The following is a 17368-nucleotide window of genomic DNA, read 5'->3' on the forward strand; positions in this document are numbered from 1 at the left end:
TCAGTTGCCTTTCTGGATGAGCGAGGCGGGGACGGCGACGACACGCGAGCGCAGCCATTCGCCGAGGCCCTTGGCCTGCGGGTCGAAGCGGACGTTCTCGGCGACGCCGCGGCCGAGGACCTCTTCGACGACGAAGTTGACGGCCCGCATGTTCGGCAGCGGGTAGCGGTGCACAGTGAGGTCGGCGACCTCGGGCAGCAGTTCCTTGAGCTTGTCGACGCTCATGGTCTCGTCGAGCCACGCGTACTCGGCGTCGCTGCGGACCCAGAGGCCGATGTTGGCGCTGCCGCCCTTGTCGCCGGAGCGGGCGCCGGCGAGGGTGCCGAGCGGCACGTCGACGGTCTCGCCCCAGTCGGTCGTCGAGGTCGACGACGGGACGCTCTCGTCGACGATCGGGTCGGTGCGCAGCGGCGACGGGTCGATGGACTCGGTGACGCCGGTCGGCTGGTTGACGCGGTGCGGCACCAGTGCGGCGTCCACGTAGCCGGGTTCGAAGACGCCGTACGGAGAGCCGTTCCCGGGAGGCGCGGTGAGGGTGAAGCCCGGGTAGCTGGCGAGGGCGAGTTCGACGGCGGTGCCGGTGAACTGGCGGCCGGCCTTCTTCGGGTCGGTGTCGCGGGCGACGCAGCGGAGCATGGCGCTGGCCTGCTCCTCGGTGTCGGCGTCGGCTCGGTCGAGACGGGCCAGCTCCCACGTGAGTTCGGCCGGGCGCTCGGGCAGCGCGGCCTCGAACTGCTTCTGGAACAGCTCCGCCTTCGCTTCGATGTCGAGGCCGGTGAGGACCACCTCGAACTCGTTGCGGATGCCGCCGAGGTGGTTCAGCGAGACCTTCAGGTTCTTCGGAGGGGCCTCCCCCTTCACCCCGCTGATGCGGACGCGGTCGACGCCCTCCTGCGTCAGCTCGACGGTGTCGAGGCGCGCGGTGGCGTCCGGGTTGTAGTAGCGCGGACCGCCGACCTCGTAGAGGAGCTGCGCGGTGACGGTGCCGACGAGGACGGCGCCGCCGGTGCCGTCGTGCTTGGTGATGACCGACGACCCGTCGGCCGCGACCTCGGCGATCGGGAAGCCGGGGCGGGCCATGTCCTCGATCTCGGTGAAGAACGAGTAGTTGCCGCCGGTGGCCTGCGCGCTGCACTCGATGACGTGTCCGGCGACCACGGCGCCGGCGAGCTGGTCGAGGTCGTCGTAGCCCCACCCGAAGCGCGACGCCGCGGTGCCCACCACCAGGGAGGCGTCGGTGACGCGGCCGGTGACGACGATGTCGGCGCCGGCGTCGAGCGCGGACTTGATACCGAAACCGCCCAGGTAGGCGTTGGCCGCGATCGGGGTGCCGAGGCCCAGTTCGGCGGCGCGACCGACGATGTCGTCGCCGTTGACGAAGGCGACGCTGCGGTCCACGCCGACCTTCTCGATCGCCGCGCGCAACGCGACGGCCAGGCCGTGCGGGTTGAGGCCGCCTGCGTTGACGACCACCTTGACGTCCTTCTCGGCGATGAGGCCGAGGTTCTGCTCCATCTGGCGCAGGAAGGTCTTGGCGTAGCCGAGGTCGGGGTTCTTGAGCCGGTCGCGGCCCAGGATCAGCATGGTCAGCTCGGCGAGGTAGTCGCCGACGATGACGTCGAGCTCGCCGCCCTCGAGCATCTCGCGGACCGCGCTGAAGCGGTCGCCGTAGAAGCCGGAGACGTTGCCGATCCGGATCGGTGTGTCAGACATGTTCTCCTCCAAGATCGTTGGCTGCCGGCTCCCGCCCGCCTCCGGGCGGACCGGCGAAGGCCTGCGCGATGGACGCCCACTGCTTCGCGTCGTCACCGATCACCTCGAGGGCGAGGTCGGCGATGTTGCGACGCTGGGTGATCAGCTCGCAGAAGTCGACGGCCGGACCGCGAACGATGTTGGTCGCCTCCTCGGGACCCCAGGTCCACAGTTCGCCGGACGGCGCGGTGATCTCGAAGCGGAACTCCTCGGCCGGCGCCTCCAGGCCGTTCACCATGTAGGCGAAGTTGCGGGTGCGGATGCCGAGGTGGACGACGTTCTTGATGCGATCCCCCACCGAGTGCGGCACGCCGAGCGCGTCGGCGATGTCGAGGCCGTGCGCCCACGACTCCATGAGTCGCGCCGTCGCCATCGACGCCGCCGACATGGGCGGGCCGAACCAGGTGAGCTTGGTGCCGTCGGGCACGGCCATGAGCGCACCGGCGAGCTTGGCACGGGTCTTGCGCCAGTCTGCGAGGAGCTCGGCGGGCGCCTTCGCTGCTTCGACCTCGGCCGCCTCGTCGACGAATCCGAGCGGGTTGGTCATGGCCGATGCGGCGAGTTCCTGGAAGCCGGCCGGATCGACGATCGACAGGAGCGAGACCTGATCGGTCCAGTGCAGGTGCCCGATCTGGTGCGCGATGGTCCACCCCTCGGCGGGCGTGGCCGTGGCCCACGCCTCCGCGGGCAGGTCCGCGACGAGATCGTCGACGGCATCGGATTCTTCCTGCAGGGCTTGAACGAGCTGGTCCACAATCGCCATGGGACCAGCCTCACACGGCCGCCGAAATAAATCAAGCGCGCATGATTGTTTTGATCGGGACGTGGTTCCGGTCTCACCTCCCCTTCGCAGCTACCGCCCATTCGGCCGCTGCTGATAGCAAGGAACGTATGACGACTTACGCCGAGTCCGACGCGACCACCGATCCGTTCACCGCCTTCGCGATCGGCCGCGAGCCCGGCGATCCGACGCCCGCCATGACCCAGCTGCTCGGCACCGACCTCACCGACCACCGCGGCCTGATCGAACTCCCCGCGCTCACCGTGCTCTTCGACGACCTCGGCGGACTGCCGTTCTTCCACGCCGATCCGGAGACGTCGTCGATGCAGGCACGGTTGTCGATGTCGATGCTGCACCGCCCCGCCGCCGACGACGTGCTGCGCGCGACCGCACGCCTCGCGATGTCCGACGCCGGATACGGCAGCACGACCGTCGAGATCACTCGCGGCGACGGCGCCGTCCTCTGCGTCGGCACCGCACGCAATGTGCGCGTGGGGCGGCCGATCGTCGACGCCACGGCCGCCGACGACTTCTCTCTGCCCGATCCGGTCGCGCCGAACACGCGACCCGTCGTCGCGCCGCCCGACCCGGAACTGTCGGGTGCGGAGGTCGTCGCCCGGTTGATCGACGGCACGCTGCCGCTCGGCCCGATCGCCGACCTCCTCGGCGCCTCCGTGGCGAGCACGGCCGACGACGGCACCGTGTCCGTGGAGTTCACGTCCGAACCGTGGATGGCGAATCTGATGGGCACCATGCACGGCGGCGTCATCGGCGCGATGCTCGCGCAGGCCTGCTCGTTCGGCGCGCAACGCAACGTCCGCGCGCACGGCGCGTACCAGTTGATCGACTTCACCTGCGAGTTCCACCGCTCCCCCGTCGTCGACGGCCGACGCGTCCGCGTCGAGGTGACACCGGTGAAGCTCGGTCGACGCCTGTCGATCTTCGACGCCCGCATGTACGACGGCGAGCAGCTGCTGGGCCGCGCGACGGCCGACGCGCGCTATGACGCCTGAGTGAACCCGCCCCGGCTCCACATCAGCACCGGAACGATCAGCATCGCGACCAGACCGCCGACCACGGCGAGGGTCCCGAAGCCTGCGGCCGAGGCCACCACTCCGGATGCCGCGCCCGCCCCGGCGCCGGCGAGCGCGATGAGCACGTCGACCGCGCCCTGAACGCGGGCCCGATCCGCGACCGCAGTGCCGTCGACGATGAGCGCCGTTCCCGCGATGAGGCCGAAGTTCCAGCCGAGTCCGAGCAGTGCCAAAGCCAGGATCAGGAGTGCCAGCGACTCCGGAGGCGCGAGCGCCGCGAGGATTCCGGCGGCGAGGAGCGTCACGCCGCCGCCGAGGGCCATCGCAGTGCGACCGATGCGGTCGACGAGTGTCCCGGTGACGAGGGACGGCAGGTACATGGCGCCGATGTGCACGCCGATGACGACGCCGACCTGGGCCAGCGAGTGGTCGTGGGCCAGCATGTGAACGGGCGTCATCGTCATGACCGCGACCATCATGATCTGCGTGAGGACCATGGCCGCGGCACCGGCGATCACGGTGCGCGACCGCCAGGGCGATCCCGTCGATTCGGTGCCGACGGCGTCGCGATGAGGCGCCAGTTCCTGGGCCAGCAGGTACGGGTCGGGCCGCAGGAGTGCGATGAGCACCGCGCCCGCACCGAGATACGCGACGGCCGCCAGGAGGAACGGACCGGCGAGGGCGGGTATCCCGATGTGGACTGCCAGCTTCCCGAGCGGGTCGATGAGGTTGGGCCCCGCCACCGCGCCGAGCGTCGTCGACACCAGGGCCACGCTGATGGCGCGTCCACGCTGTTCCGGCGAGGCCAGGTCAGCCCCGGCGTACCGCGCCTGCAGGTTGCTGGCGGTGCCCGCGCCGTAGACGACGAACGACGCGAACAGCAGCGGGACGTTGCCGATCACGGCCGCGACCACCACGCCGATCGCCCCGATGCCGCCGCCCGCGAAGCCGAGCCCGAGGCCGATCCGCCGTCCGCGCTGTTGAGTGAACCGCCCGATCAAATAGGCCGCGAACGCGGACCCGAGGGTGAACAGCGCCATCGGCAGACCGGCGAAGCCGTCGCTGCCGAGCATGTCCTTCGCCAGCAGCGCGCCCACCGCGACGCCTGCCGCCAGACCCGCTCCGCCGAGCACCTGGCTCGCCACGACGACCCGCAGGGTTCGCCGCTGCACGGCCTCGATCGATGTCATGGAAGGAGTTTACGGCTCGTAAATGAATCACCGAACGCCCGAAAAACGGGCCTTACCAGTCAGTAGACCTCGCCAGGGTGATTTATTTACGAGTCGAGCGCTACAGGACCGTCAGCGGCAGAGCCTTCGACGGCCCGCGGTCGGCGAAGGCGAACGTCGAGCCGGCGGAGAAGCGCACGATGGCGACCTCGCCGGCCTCGGGCTGCGGGTCGCCGCGCCGGATGGTGACGACGAGGTCGTCGCCGTCGACGACGCCCTCTCCCACCACCCAGGTGTCGTCGACCGCGCGGGCCGCCGCCTGCAGCGCGCTCAACCGCCCCTCGGCGAGCAGCCGCAGCCAGGCGCCGTCGTCGACGGCGGCGGAGTCGCGCGGAATCCGGACGCGCACGTGGTCGCCGACCACCTCGGCGACCACACCGGTGTACTGAACTGGCCCGAACACCGGGTGCACGGTGAGCACCGCGGCCAACGTCGCCGCGTCGCGGCCGCCGTCGAACAGCGCGGCTGCGAGCCGCTCGGCGGTGATGCCTGCGATGCCGATCAACTGCTTCTCGAGGATCTCGTCCGACTCCTCGGTGGAGGTCCGCCGCAACAGCGACAGCAGGAAGCCGAGCGCGAGGAACTGATGCTGCAGTGCGGTCTCCTCCGCGATCCGCCGCAGCGCGGACGATGAGAACTCACCGAACGCCAGGTCCTCCAGCAGCGGCCCGCGGTAGTCGCCGCGACCGCTCGAATCCGCCGGGTCGATGGGGCTCAGTGCGAGGTCGGCAGCCTGCGTCACCAGCATCGGCTCGGTGACCCGCGGCAGCGGCAGCTCTTCCCGATCTGGTTCGATCGTCACCGTCCACTCGCAGTGCGGTGTCCGATCCACCGGCGTGCGCGGAGGCCGGTGGACGGGTCGGATCCGCGCGCGGCGGTTGGTGGCGATGGCGGTCGCGTCGAAGGTCGGGTCCTCGATGTCGTGGCACATCGCGGTCACGTACTCGTCGCCCATCGGTTCCACGTCGAGCAGGGCGCCGCAGTGGTCGAGCACGAACGACCCGTGGTACCGGTCGACGATCGAGAAGCGGAAGTCCATGAACTGCGGCGGCGCACCGATGTCGAGTTGCAGACACTTGAACATGTCCTCGACGCCGTCGCCGTCGATGCCGAGCGCGGCCCGCATGCGCCGGGTGTAGATCGGGCTGGCGGCCATCCACTCCTCGATCGCCACCTCGGTCATGCCCTCGCGGCCGAACGCGCCGATCAGATGCGCCATGCCGGAGCGGTCGATCAGCTGCCCCGACAGCAGCGACTCGGGGACGATCGTGGCGAGCTGGTCGTGGTCCAGGTCGTGCAGGCTCACGGCAGTTTCCACAGCCCAACGGGCGACTTCCCGATGTCGTACCAGCCGGGCAGGGTGCCCGGTGCGGACCGTTCGATGCGCGCCAGCATCCCCTCGCTGCACGCCTGGTTCGTGAGCATCTCCAGGAACAGGCTCGAGACGTTCCCCATGTCGAAGAAGTCACGTTGCCAGCTGAACTGGAAGTCGCCGGCGTAGCGGAACCAGCTGCCGCCGAAACCGTGCACCGAGTACCGCGACCCGTCCGGGCGTTCAGCGTCGCTGATCTGCCGCCAGAATCCGATCATGTCGCCGGTCTGATCGTCGATCACCCACGCCAGATACGGGTAGGCCCACCCCTCGAGGCCCTCCATCTCCTGCCCGAGCGCGAGTTCGCGGATCTGTTCCCGCCCGACCGCCATGAAGTCCTTCTGCGGCCCGTAGTTCCAGCCGTAGGTGGCGTCCTCGGTGTAGAACGCGGCGAGCGGCTTCCAGTCGCCGACCTTCTCGGCCTCGGCATTGGCGTCGAGCCAACGCTGCTTCATCTCGTCCAGTTCGGAACGTTCGAACGGCATGTCAGTCCTCCACGATCGTCAGGGCTTGGGTGGGGCAGTAGCGAACGGCGGCCTCGACCTCGGCGCGCTGGGATTCGGGGAACTCCGGCTGCAGGATGGTGACGGAGTCCCGACCGGATTCGAAGACGTCGGGCGCCTCCATCTCGCACATCCCGTGGCCCTGGCACAGGTCGGGGTCGACGACGACGCGCATCAGTGCTCCCTTCTCCGGTAGGCGACGCGGCACGGCTGCTGCAGCTGCACCACCATCTTCGAGTGGTCGTTCCGGTAGCTGTCGGGGTCTTGCGCGAGCGAGAACTCATAGTTCCGCAGCAGCACCGAGAAGATGGCCTTGAGCTGCATCATCGCGAACTGCGCGCCGACGCACCGGTGCCGTCCGGCGCCGAACGGGATCCACGTCCATCGGTTGACGAGGTCCTCCTGGCGGGGTTCGTCGTAGCGTGCGGGGTCGAAGTCGTCGGGGTTGGGGAAGTCTTCGGGCAGTCGGTTGGAGACGGCGGGCGACACCGCGATCGACTGTCCCTTGCGGACGGTGACGCCGCCGACCTCGAAGTCCTCCTGAACCAGCCGCATCAGGATGATGAGCGGCGGATGCAGCCGCAACGCCTCCTTGATCGCGCCCTCCAGCTTCGGGATCTGCCGCATCGCCGCGAAGGAGTACTCGGTTCCATCCGAATAGAGGGTGTCCAGTTCGTCGACGACGTCCGCCAGGTACTCCGGGTGCTTGAGAAGCTCGATCAGCGTCCACGCCGCGGTGCCCGACGTGGTGTGGTGGCCGGCGAACATCATCGAGATGAAGATGCCGGTGACGGTGTCCGGACTGAACATCTGCGAGCCGTCGTCGCTGCGCAGCATCACCAGGACGTCGAGGAGGTCGCGGTCGTCCTTGTCCGCGGGCGGGTTCGCGATGCGCTTCTCGAGCACGCCGCCGATGAACTCCACCAGTTCCTCGCGCGCGGCGTCGCGGCGCCGGAAGCTCTCGATGTCGGCGTGCATGTCGACGTAGGCGATGGGATCGGTGCCCTGCTCCAGCTCGTGATAGAGGTGCGCGATGTGCCCGGACAGCTCCTCCCGGAACTTGCGGCCGATCAGGCATGACGACGAGGTGTAGAGGGTGAGTTCGGCGAAGAAGTCGAGCAGATCGATCTCCCCCTCGTCACCCCAGCCGGCGATCATCCGCTCCACCTCGTCCGGGATGGTCACGGCGTGCTGCTTCATGTGGGCGCCCTTGAGCGCCTGGTTGTGCAGCATCTCCGACCGCCGTTCGGGGCTGGTGTCGAAGACGACGCCCTCGCCGAAGATCGGTGTCATGAACGGATAGGCGGCGCCCTGGTCGAGGACCTCGTCGGGGGCGCGGAAGAACTCCTCGTTGGCGGCGGCGCCGCTGACGAGGACCACTTCGCGGTCGGCGAGCTGGAACATGCCGACTTCCCCGTGCTCGTCGCGGACGCGGCGGAAGAGTCCGATGGGGTCGGCGGCCAGCTCGTCCAGGTGGCCGTGCTCGCCGGTGCCGCCCGAGACGCGGGCCGCCGTGGTGTCGACGGTCATGCGGGAGCTCCTTCGGTCGGGACCGGTGCGGTCAGCTTTCCTTCGGCTTCGACGTCCACCGACCGCATGTGCGCGCCCGGCGGCATCGAGATCATCGCCATCACGGCGGCGGCCAGATTCTCGGGTCGCAGGAAGTGCCCGTGCCGCGCGAGGCCGAACTTGATCCAGTCGTTGAGCATGGCCTCGGTCTGCTTCTGGTCCAGGTTCATGCCCATCCCGGTGAGGGTCTGGCCGGGTCGGACGAGTCCGGTGCGGACGCCGGTCCCCTCCAGTTCCAGGCCGAGGGTCGCGGCGAGGCCCTCGATGCCGAACTTGGCGGCGACGTAGGCCGACGACCACGGCCGCGGATGCGCGACGACGTCGGAACTGATGAACACGATGTCGCCGCGCCGCCGCCCGATCATGGCGGGGGCGACGGTTCGGTAGACGCGGTAGGCGCCGACCAGGTGGACGTCGATCTGCGCGGCCCACTCCTCGACGGGCATCTCGTGGGCGAGACCGATCTGGAGATCCCCGGCACCGGTGACCACCACTTCCAGTGGTCCGAGCGACTCCTCCGCGGAGGCGACGGCGGCGCGGACGGAGTCGTCGTCGGTCACGTCCAGTGGGACGGCGACGGCCTCACCGCCGTCGGCGACGATCTGCGCGGCGATCTCCGCGCACTTCTCCTCCCGGCGGGCGCCGAGTGCGACGGGATGTCCCGCTGCGGCGAGCATGCGGGCGGTGGCCTCGCCGATGCCCGACGAGGCGCCGGCGACGAGGGCGGGTCGTCGGTCGGGGTGGGGTTGGAAGCGCATCACCGGGCCTGCACTCTCATCGGGAGCGAGGCGAAGCCCCGCACGTTCACCGAGTGGACACGGTCGGCGGCAGCCAGGTCGAGGTCGTAGTCGCGCACCGTGCGCACGAACTCGGCGAGGCCGACCTCCGCCTCGAGCCGCGCCAGGTGCGCGCCGAGACAGAAGTGGGTGCCGCGGCCGAACGAGAGGATGGTGCGCCGACTGTCGCGACCGATCCGATACCGGTCTGCGTCGGGCCCGAAGACCTCTTCGTCGCGGTTCGCGGATCCGATCAGGAGCAGCACGCGATCACCCGCGGGGATGGTGCGGTCGCCGACGTCGACGTCCTCGAGCACTCGCCGCAGCAGCATCTGGGTCGACGTGTCGTACCGGAGCGTCTCCTGCACCCAGTCCTGCACGCTCTCCCGCGGATCGGCGCCGTCGTGCACCGATGCGAGGATCGACGCCACCTGCTCGTGGTGGCGATGCCCCCAGTAGACGGAGTTGCCGAGGAGTTTGGTGGTGGTCTCGTTCCCGGCGACCACCATCAGCATCATGAAGCCGATGATCTCCTGGTCGGTGAGGCTGGTGAGTTCGCCGTCGTCGTCGCGGATCTCGGCGCCGATCAGCGCGGAGACGAGGTCGTCGGCGAGGTTCGCTCGCCGGTCGGCGAGCAGTGCGGTGTAGAAGGCGTGCAGTTCCAGATACGCGTTGATCGCCGCGTTCGGCACGTCTGTGACGCCCTCTTCGCGGTGGATCAGCAGGTCGGACTGCGCGCGCAGGTAGCGGCGGTCGTCGTGGCCGACGCCGAGGAGTTCGGAGACCACGTCCATCGGGAGCAGGCCCGCGTAGTCGTGGACGAAGTCGAACTCCCCCATCTCCAGGCACCGTTCCCAATGCCGCCGTGCCAGCTCCTCGATGCGGGGGCCGAGCTCACTGACCCGGCGCGGCGTGAAGCCGGTGGAGACCAGCTTCCGCAGTCGCATGTGCCGCGGATCGTCCATCGCCAGGAAGCTCATCGCGTATTCGGCGTTCTCGTTGTACGACGCCGCATCCATCGAGACGCCCCAGCTGTTGGAGAGCCGGACGTTGTCGCGGAAGGCCGCGTCCACATCGGCGTGCCGGGCGAGGGCCCAGAAGTCGCCGTCGTCGTTCCGGTAGACGGGGGCGTCGCGCCGCAGGCGCGCGTAGACGGGGTACGGGTCCTCGTGGAAGTCGTAGTCGTAGGGATCGAAAGGGATGCGGCCCTGCGTGCCGGGCGGCATGTCGGCGACGGTCATGACGGTCCCATCAGCAGTTGCGCGGCGGCGACGAGCCGCTCGGACGTGGCTTCGTAGGTCAGGTGGCCCATGCCCGCGGTCACCAGCCCGCCGGCGTAGAGCATCTGCAGTGCGTCGACCACCCGCTCGGCGTCGGGACGGTCGTGCCCGACCGCCGCGGTGAGCCGGTCGTGGATGAACCCGCCGATCCGCCACCGCAGATGTTCGGAGTCGGGGTCGTTGCCGAGTAGCGCGACGGTCACCGCGCCGCCGAGCTGTCCCTCCCCCGCGACCACCATCGAGACACCGCGCAGCACCTGCGCGACGCGATCGAACGGCGGGAGCGCCGGATCCGGCTCGGGCACCCCCGCGGCGAGCCGGCGCCAGAAGACCTCGGCCACCAGGTGGCTCTTGGAGCTGAAGTAGGTGTACGCGGTAGCGGGCGCGATGCCCGACCGCTTGGCGACGTCGCGGATGGTGAGGGCGTCGTACCCGCCCGCGGCGAGGATCTCGACGGCCACGTCGACCATCGTCGCGATCTTCTCGGCCTGCTGCGGACTCAGTCGACGACGCGTGGACTCCTGCGCGACTCCGGAAACGGCGGGGGTGGACATGTGACGCACGCTACTCTAGCGTTGAATCGAAGTCCAGACACTTGTCCAGATGGAGTTCCAAAGTATGGCTCAACCCCTCCCTCCGCTCCGCCCCGACACCGCCAGCAGGCTCCTCATCGACGGCACGCTGATACCCGGCTCCGGCGGCACCTTCGACGTTCTCAACCCCGCCACCGAAGAGGTCCTCGGCCGGGCCGCCGAAGCCACCGCGGCCGACATGGATCAGGCGATCGCCGCCGCCCGCCGCGCCTTCGACGCCACCGATTGGTCCCGCGATCACGCGTTCCGCGCCCGCTGCCTTCGTCAACTGCGCGACGCCCTCCTGCTCCACGCCGAAGAACTCCGCGAGTTGACCGTCGCCGAAGTCGGCTGCCCCACCTTCCTCACCCACGGCCCGCAGTTGATCGGGCCGATCACCGACCTCGGCTACTTCGCCGACCTGGCCGAGAACCACGACTGGACCGTCGATCTCGGCGAGGCCAGCCCCATGGGCATCAAGAACCGCCGCGAACTCCGGTCCGAGGCCGTCGGCGTCGTCGGCGCCATCACGCCGTGGAACTTCCCGCACCAGATCAACTTCGCCAAGATCGGTCCCGCCCTCGCCGCGGGCTGCACCGTGGTCCTGAAGCCCGCACCCGACACCCCGTGGTGCGCCGCGCTCGTCGGCCGGGTGATCGCGGAGGAGACCGACTTCCCGCCCGGTGTCGTCAACATCGTCACGTCCACCGACCACGGACTCGGCGAGCAACTGTGCACCGATCCGCGCGTCGACCTGATCTCGTTCACCGGCTCCACCGCCACCGGACGGAAGGTGATGGCCGCCGCCGCACCGACCCTCAAGAAGGTGTTCCTGGAACTCGGCGGCAAGTCGGCGTTCATCGTGCTCGACGACGCTGACCTCGGCGCCGCCTGCAGCATGGCCGCGTTCTCCGTCGTCACCCACGCCGGTCAGGGATGCGCCATCACCACCCGACTCGTGGTCCCGCGCGCGCAGTTCGACGACGCCGTCGCCGCCACCCGGAACGCGCTCTCCGGCCTGGCCGCCGACGACCCGACGAAGGCCGGCACGGTCTGCGGCCCGCTGATCTCCGCACGCCAGCGCGAACGCGTCGAGGGATACCTGCGGCTCGCCGTCGAGGAGGGCGGCACGATCGAGATCGGCGGCGGCAGACCGGCAGACAAGGAGAAGGGGTTCTACATCGAACCGACGCTCATCTCGGGCGTCGACAACTCCTCGCGGGTCGCTCAAGAGGAGATCTTCGGTCCCGTCTTGGTGATCCTCCCTCACGACGGCGACCAGGATGCGATCGACATCGCCAACGACTCCCCCTACGGGCTCTCCGGTGCCGTGTGGGGCACCGACCCGGGTCGCATCGACGCCGTCGTCAACGGCGTCCGCACCGGAACGATGAGCGTCAACGGAGGGATCTGGTACTCCGCCGACGTCCCCTTCGGCGGCTACAAGCAGAGCGGGATCGGGCGCGAAATGGGGGAGGCGGGTTTTTCCGAGTATCTCGAGATCAAGTCAGTTGCTCGTCCGGTGTGAGTCCTGAGGGTCGTATCCCGGGGTTGGGCGGGGACGTTGCTCCTCGACAGTCCTCGCTCCTCGGCTAGCGCCTCGTCACTGCGGAGAGCTCGTCGCAACCTCCCCGCCCAACCCCTGTCGCGTCGCTCCGCTCGTTCCAGCGCTGCACCCCCACCCGCTTACACGGACGGCTTGCCGCTATCGACCTTCCCGTTCCTCCACCCAGCGAAAGGATCGTCATGAATAAATTCGAAGACAAGACAGCCATCGTCACCGGTGCCGCCGGAGGCATCGGCGAAGCGTATGTGCGCGCTCTCGCGGCGGAGGGTGCGTACGTCGTCATCGCCGACGTCAACGACGAGGCGGGGCAGGCGGTCGCCGACTCCATCGGCGGCATGTACTGCCACACCGACGTCGCCGATCCCGACTCCGCCGCGGCGTTGGCGAAGGCGGTGGTCGACGAGCGAGGGCGGATCGACGCGCTGGTCAACAACGCCGCCATCTACGGCGGCATGAAACTCGACTTCCTCACCACCGTCCCGTGGGACTACTACAAGAAGTTCATGAGCGTGAACCTCGACGGCGCGCTCAACGTGACCCGCGCCTGCTACAAGCACATGCGGCACGGCGGCGCCATCGTCAACCAGTCGTCCACCGCGGCGTGGGTGTACAGCGGCTTCTACGGCCTGGCGAAGGTCGGCGTCAACGGTCTCACCCAGCAGCTGGCGGTCGAGCTCGGCGGGCAGCGGATCCGCATCAACGCCATCGCGCCCGGACCCATCGACACCGAGGCCACCCGCTCCACCACCCCGCCCGAGATGGTGAAGGACATGGTGTCCAAGCTGCCTCTCGGCCGGATGGGGACGCCGGACGACCTGGTCGGCATGTGCCTGTTCCTGTTGTCCGACGAGGCCTCGTGGATCACCGGCCAAATCTTCAACGTCGACGGCGGACAGGTCATCCGCTCATGAGCGAGACCCTCCGCCTCGGCTACGTCGGTCTCGGAAACATCGGCGGACCGATGGCCGCCCGCCTCGCCGCGGCCTCGCCGACGACCGTCTTCGACGTCTCGGACGACGCGGTCGCCCGCCTGGTCGACGCGGGCGCGACCGCCGCCGACACCCTCGCCGACCTGGCACAGCGCAGCGACCTCGTGAGCATCTGCGTGCGCGAAGACGCCCAGGTCCGCGACGTCGTCGCCGACCTGATCCCCCACCTTGCTCCCGGATCCCTGATCGCCGTCCACTCGACGATCGCCCCGGCGACCGCGTCCGAGCAGGCCGCACTGTGCGCCGAGCACGATGTGCTTCTCCTGGACGCCCCGATCTCCGGCGGCGCGCCGGGCGCCCAGCAGGGGCGCTTGGCGATCATGATCGGCGGCGACCGCGGCGCCTACGAGCGCGCGAAGGCGGCCCTCGCGCCGGCGGGCGACATGATCGTGCACGCCGGCCCGAACGCAGGCGACGGCACCCGCATGAAGCTGGCCCGCAACCTGCTGCACTTCGTCTCCTTCACCGCGACCGCCGAAGCCGCACGCCTGGCCGAGGCCGCGGGCATCGACATCGCGAAGCTGGGTCGGGTGGTCCGCCACACCGACGCCATCACCGGCGGCGCGGGTGCCATCATGCTGCGCGACACCACCGCCGCCATCGCCCCCGACGACTTCTGGTTCGACGTGTTCACGCACGTCCGCGATCTCGGCGAGAAGGACCTGAGCCTCGCACTCGACCTCGCCGACAGCCTCGGCGTCGACCTCCCGCTGGGCCGCCGCGCCCGCACCGACCTGGCCGCCGGACTCGGTGTGCCGCACACCGACTCCCAAGGAGACGAACGATGACCGATGACACCACCGCTCCCGAGATGACCGACCAGCGCCGCAAGGGCCTGCGCGTGATGTCGGAGGTGTACGGCTGGGAGATGTCCGACGGCCCCGGCGACTTCTTCGCGCACACCGCCGACCAGGTCTTCGGCGAGGTGTGGAGCCGCGAGGGCCTCACCCACCGCGACCGCCGACTGCTGCTGCTCGGCGCGCTGGCCGCGAACGGGCAGGTCGACATCGCTGAGATCCAGGCGGGCGCCGCCCTCGGCAACGGGGAGCTGACCCCGGAGGAGCTCAACGAGATCGGCCTGTTCCTCTGCTACTACGTCGGATGGCCGATGGGCACCAAGATGACGATGATGTTCGGCGAGCAGATCAAGAAGCACCGCCGATCCGGGAAGTGATCGCCCACTCGCCCCGTCGCAGGACTGCGACCTACCTAAGGTGACTCCATGGACTTCCGATTGACCGACATGACCGACGACGAGATCGCGCAGGAGCTCAGCGTCGTCGAACCGCTCACCGATTCGGTGCGCGACCTGATCGACGCGGTCATCCGCACCGAGGTGGACGACGACGTGCTGATCGCCGCCCGCGAGCAGATCGACGCCGTCGTCACCTCGCTGCGGGGGAATCAGAAGCCGGGCAGCTACGGAGTCCCGTTCACCAGGAAGCTGCACGGGATGCCGTACGGGAATGCGGCGGTCGGCAAGCGCAACGCGATCGCGCCGCCGCTGCGGGTGGAGCATCACGACGACGGCAGCGCCACCAGCGAGGTGGTGCTGGGCGCCGCGTACGAGGGGCCGGCGGGGCTGGTGCACGGCGGCATCTCCGCGATGCTCCTGGACCAGCTGCTCGGCGAGGTCGTCAGCGTGAGCCAGGGCGTCCCGTGCTTCACCGGGACGTTGACGGTGAAGTACCTGCGGCCGACGCCGCTCGGCCCGTTGAGTCTGCGCGCGGAGACCACCGGCAGCGAGGGCCGCAAGTTCTTCGTGCACGCCGAGATCAGTGATGCCGAGGGGCCTACCGTGACCGCCGAGGGCATCATGATCTCCCCCGCGAACATGCCGCGGCACGAGGAACTGAAGCGTCTGCGCGCCGAGCTGGCGGCCTCGGCCGAGTAGGAACATCCTCGACCGAGCGATCACTCGTTCGCATGTTCCGGGGACGCTCGAACCGCGCCCCGGTAGCGTCGAAGTCATGTGTGACGACCATGACCTGTTGCCCTTCTCGGCCGCCGAAGCCGAAGCGGTGCGCAACATCTGGCAGACGCTGGGCCTCCCCGGCCTGGTCGACGTCCACACCCATTTCATGCCGCGCCGCGTCATGGACAAGGTGTGGGCCTACTTCGACTCCGCCGGCCCGCTGGTCGGCCGCGAGTGGCCAATCGCCTACCGCGCCGACGAGGACACGCGCGTCGAGACGCTGCGCGGTTTCGGGGTCCGCGGGTACTCGTCGATGATCTACCCGCACAAGCCCGACATGGCGCAGTGGCTCAACGCGTGGGGCGCCGAGTTCGCCGCGGCGCACCCCGATTGCCTGCAGACTGCGACGTTCTATCCCGAAGAGGGCGCGGGAGAGTACGTCGGCGACGCGATCTCCGCGGGCGCGAAAGTTTTCAAGTCCCACGTCCAGGTGGGCGAATACTCGCCGATCGATCCGCTGCTCGACGACGTCTGGGGCCGGATCGCCGACGCCCAGGTGCCGGTCGTCATCCACTGCGGCTCGGGTCCCGCACCCGGCACCTTCACCGGTCCCGACCGGATCGCGACCCTCCTGGAGCGCTTCCCCACCCTGCCGTTGATCATCGCGCACATGGGCACCCCCGAGTACGAGGCCTTCCTCGATTTCGCCGAACGCTACGAGAACGTCCGCCTGGACACCACGATGTCATTCACCGACTTCTCCGAGGCGGACGCGCCGTACCCCAAGGAGTTGTACGGCCGAGTCCGCGACCTCGGCGGCAAGATCCTGTTCGGCAGCGACTTCCCGAACATCCCGTACGGCTACGAGCACGCTCTCGCGGCGTGCGTCCGCCTCGACTTCGGTGACGACTGGCTGCGCGGCGTGTTCCACGACAACGCCGCGAAACTGTTCGGCATCGGCTGACGCCCGTGCGGGTCGACACGACCATCGTCCGCGACCTCCGCGAGATGGGTGCGGCGGCGGCCGCCGCCGAGGCCGTCGGGTACGACGGCGTGTGGACGTTCGAGGGCGCGCACGACCCGTTCCTGCCGCTGCTGCTGGCGGCCGAGCACACCGAGCGCGTGCGACTGGGCACCTCGATCGCGGTGGCCTTCGCGCGCAACCCGCTGACCCTGGCGACGCTCGCCTGGGATCTGCAGGCCTACTCGCGGGGCCGGTTCGTCCTCGGTCTCGGCACGCAGATCAAGCCGCACATCGAGCGCCGCTACTCGATGCCATGGGGCAGGCCCGCCGACCGCATGCGCGACCTCGTCTCCGCGATCCGCGCCATCTGGAACAGCTGGGAGCACGGCGGTCGTCTGGATCATCGCGGCGAGTTCTATCAGCACACGCTGATGCCGCCGCTGTTCCGTCCGGACGCCACCGAGGTCGACGGCTTCGGTCCGCCGCCGATCTGGCTCGCCGGCGTCGGTCCGCGCATGACGGCGGTCGCGGGCGAGGTGGCCGACGGTTTCCTCTCCCATCCGCTGTGTCCACCGGAGTTCCTGCGCGGCACCACGATCCCCGCGCTGCGGGAGGGTGCCGCGCGCACCGGTCGACCGCTCACCGCGATCCACCACTCCGCCATGGTGATCGTCGGGCGAGACGACGCCGAGCGCGCCACCGCGCGGGAGGCCGTCAGGAAGCAGATCGCCTTCTACGGCTCGACGCCCGCCTACCACCCGGTCTTGGATTCGGTGGGCTTCGGCGGCCTCGGTCCACGGTTGCACGAGCTGTCGCGGTCGGGCGACTGGAACGGCATGACCCGCCTCGTCGGCGACGACCTCGTCGACGCGATCGCGGTGACGGTCGACGACGTCGATGCGGGAGCCGCCGAATTGCTCTCCCGGTACGGCGGACTCGTCGACCGGCTGGGCCTCAACACCCCGTACACCGCCGATCCGGATCTGCTCGCGGAGATCGCCGCCGCGATCCGCAGGCACTGACGAGACTTGCGTAGTGAAAACGACCCTGGAGCCACATTTCCGT

The 17368-nt window shown here is 69.4% G+C and carries 18 protein-coding genes; 8 read left to right on the forward strand and 10 right to left on the reverse strand.

The features are described 5' to 3' along the window. Together ACH46_RS16285 and ACH46_RS16290 are read right to left on the reverse strand one after the other, a co-directional pair. The gene (locus ACH46_RS16285; RefSeq protein ID WP_062393844.1) at nt 1-1713 is read right to left on the reverse strand and encodes an acyclic terpene utilization AtuA family protein; all 1713 of its coding nucleotides are present in this window, start codon (nt 1711-1713) and stop codon (nt 1-3) included. After that, nucleotides 1706-2515: a TIGR03084 family metal-binding protein gene (locus ACH46_RS16290; protein WP_062393845.1), complete on the reverse strand. Its 810-nt coding sequence runs from the start codon at nt 2513-2515 to the stop codon at nt 1706-1708. Before ACH46_RS16290 ends, ACH46_RS16285 begins: the two co-directional genes overlap by 8 nt. Before the next feature lie 128 nt (nt 2516-2643). Between ACH46_RS16290 and ACH46_RS16295 the strand changes: the two genes are divergently transcribed. Then, nucleotides 2644-3546: a PaaI family thioesterase gene (locus ACH46_RS16295; RefSeq protein WP_062393846.1), complete on the forward strand. Its 903-nt coding sequence runs from the start codon at nt 2644-2646 to the stop codon at nt 3544-3546. Here ACH46_RS16295 and ACH46_RS16300 read toward each other — a convergent pair. From ACH46_RS16300 to ACH46_RS16335, 8 genes are all read right to left on the reverse strand, one after another. After that, entirely contained in the window at nt 3534-4757 is a 1224-nt protein-coding gene (locus tag ACH46_RS16300; protein ID WP_062393847.1) for an MFS transporter, read from the reverse strand. The two genes, ACH46_RS16295 and ACH46_RS16300, sit on opposite strands and share 13 nt — an antisense overlap. 100 nt (nt 4758-4857) lie before the next feature. Next, nucleotides 4858-6102: a hypothetical protein gene (locus ACH46_RS16305; RefSeq protein WP_226995648.1), complete on the reverse strand. Its 1245-nt coding sequence runs from the start codon at nt 6100-6102 to the stop codon at nt 4858-4860. Continuing rightward, on the reverse strand, nt 6099-6653 hold the full coding sequence (locus tag ACH46_RS16310; RefSeq protein ID WP_062393849.1) for a nuclear transport factor 2 family protein: 555 nt from the start codon (nt 6651-6653) through the stop codon (nt 6099-6101). Before ACH46_RS16310 ends, ACH46_RS16305 begins: the two co-directional genes overlap by 4 nt. 1 nt (nt 6654) lies before the next feature. Continuing rightward, nucleotides 6655-6846 (reverse strand): ferredoxin, encoded by a 192-nt coding sequence (locus ACH46_RS16315; protein WP_062393850.1) that lies wholly within the window; start codon nt 6844-6846, stop codon nt 6655-6657. Continuing rightward, nucleotides 6846-8201 (reverse strand): cytochrome P450, encoded by a 1356-nt coding sequence (locus ACH46_RS16320; RefSeq protein WP_062393851.1) that lies wholly within the window; start codon nt 8199-8201, stop codon nt 6846-6848. The genes ACH46_RS16315 and ACH46_RS16320 overlap by 1 nt, the downstream gene beginning before the upstream one ends. Beyond that, nucleotides 8198-8998, reverse strand: a complete 801-nt coding sequence (locus ACH46_RS16325; protein WP_062393852.1) for an SDR family oxidoreductase — start codon at nt 8996-8998, stop codon at nt 8198-8200. Before ACH46_RS16325 ends, ACH46_RS16320 begins: the two co-directional genes overlap by 4 nt. Then, nucleotides 8998-10257, reverse strand: a complete 1260-nt coding sequence (locus tag ACH46_RS16330; protein WP_062393853.1) for a cytochrome P450 — start codon at nt 10255-10257, stop codon at nt 8998-9000. Before ACH46_RS16330 ends, ACH46_RS16325 begins: the two co-directional genes overlap by 1 nt. Then, the gene (locus ACH46_RS16335; protein ID WP_062393854.1) at nt 10254-10850 is read right to left on the reverse strand and encodes a TetR/AcrR family transcriptional regulator; all 597 of its coding nucleotides are present in this window, start codon (nt 10848-10850) and stop codon (nt 10254-10256) included. The genes ACH46_RS16330 and ACH46_RS16335 overlap by 4 nt, the downstream gene beginning before the upstream one ends. Before the next feature lie 64 nt (nt 10851-10914). Between ACH46_RS16335 and ACH46_RS16340 the strand changes: the two genes are divergently transcribed. The 7 genes from ACH46_RS16340 to ACH46_RS16370 all read left to right on the forward strand — a co-directional run bounded on the left by ACH46_RS16340 (nt 10915) and on the right by ACH46_RS16370 (nt 17325). Beyond that, nucleotides 10915-12396 carry an aldehyde dehydrogenase gene (locus tag ACH46_RS16340; RefSeq protein ID WP_062393855.1) on the forward strand — a complete coding sequence of 494 codons (1482 nt, stop codon included), beginning with the start codon at nt 10915-10917 and terminating at the stop codon, nt 12394-12396. 218 nt (nt 12397-12614) lie between these two features. Further along, nucleotides 12615-13346 (forward strand): SDR family oxidoreductase, encoded by a 732-nt coding sequence (locus tag ACH46_RS16345; protein ID WP_062393856.1) that lies wholly within the window; start codon nt 12615-12617, stop codon nt 13344-13346. After that, nucleotides 13343-14212, forward strand: coding sequence for an NAD(P)-dependent oxidoreductase (locus ACH46_RS16350; RefSeq protein ID WP_062393857.1), 870 nt, complete (start codon nt 13343-13345; stop codon nt 14210-14212). The genes ACH46_RS16345 and ACH46_RS16350 overlap by 4 nt, the downstream gene beginning before the upstream one ends. After that, the gene (locus ACH46_RS16355; protein WP_062393858.1) at nt 14209-14598 is read left to right on the forward strand and encodes a carboxymuconolactone decarboxylase family protein; all 390 of its coding nucleotides are present in this window, start codon (nt 14209-14211) and stop codon (nt 14596-14598) included. Before ACH46_RS16350 ends, ACH46_RS16355 begins: the two co-directional genes overlap by 4 nt. A gap of 48 nt (nt 14599-14646) precedes the next feature. Beyond that, nucleotides 14647-15318, forward strand: a complete 672-nt coding sequence (locus ACH46_RS16360; protein WP_062393859.1) for a PaaI family thioesterase — start codon at nt 14647-14649, stop codon at nt 15316-15318. Between the two features lie 76 nt (nt 15319-15394). Beyond that, nucleotides 15395-16303 carry an amidohydrolase family protein gene (locus ACH46_RS16365; protein ID WP_062393860.1) on the forward strand — a complete coding sequence of 303 codons (909 nt, stop codon included), beginning with the start codon at nt 15395-15397 and terminating at the stop codon, nt 16301-16303. Between the two features lie 44 nt (nt 16304-16347). After that, the gene (locus ACH46_RS16370; RefSeq protein ID WP_082399931.1) at nt 16348-17325 is read left to right on the forward strand and encodes a TIGR03617 family F420-dependent LLM class oxidoreductase; all 978 of its coding nucleotides are present in this window, start codon (nt 16348-16350) and stop codon (nt 17323-17325) included. Nucleotides 17326-17368: the final 43 nt, after the last annotated feature.

The organism is Gordonia phthalatica (assembly GCF_001305675.1).
Classification (GTDB): domain Bacteria; phylum Actinomycetota; class Actinomycetes; order Mycobacteriales; family Mycobacteriaceae; genus Gordonia; species Gordonia phthalatica.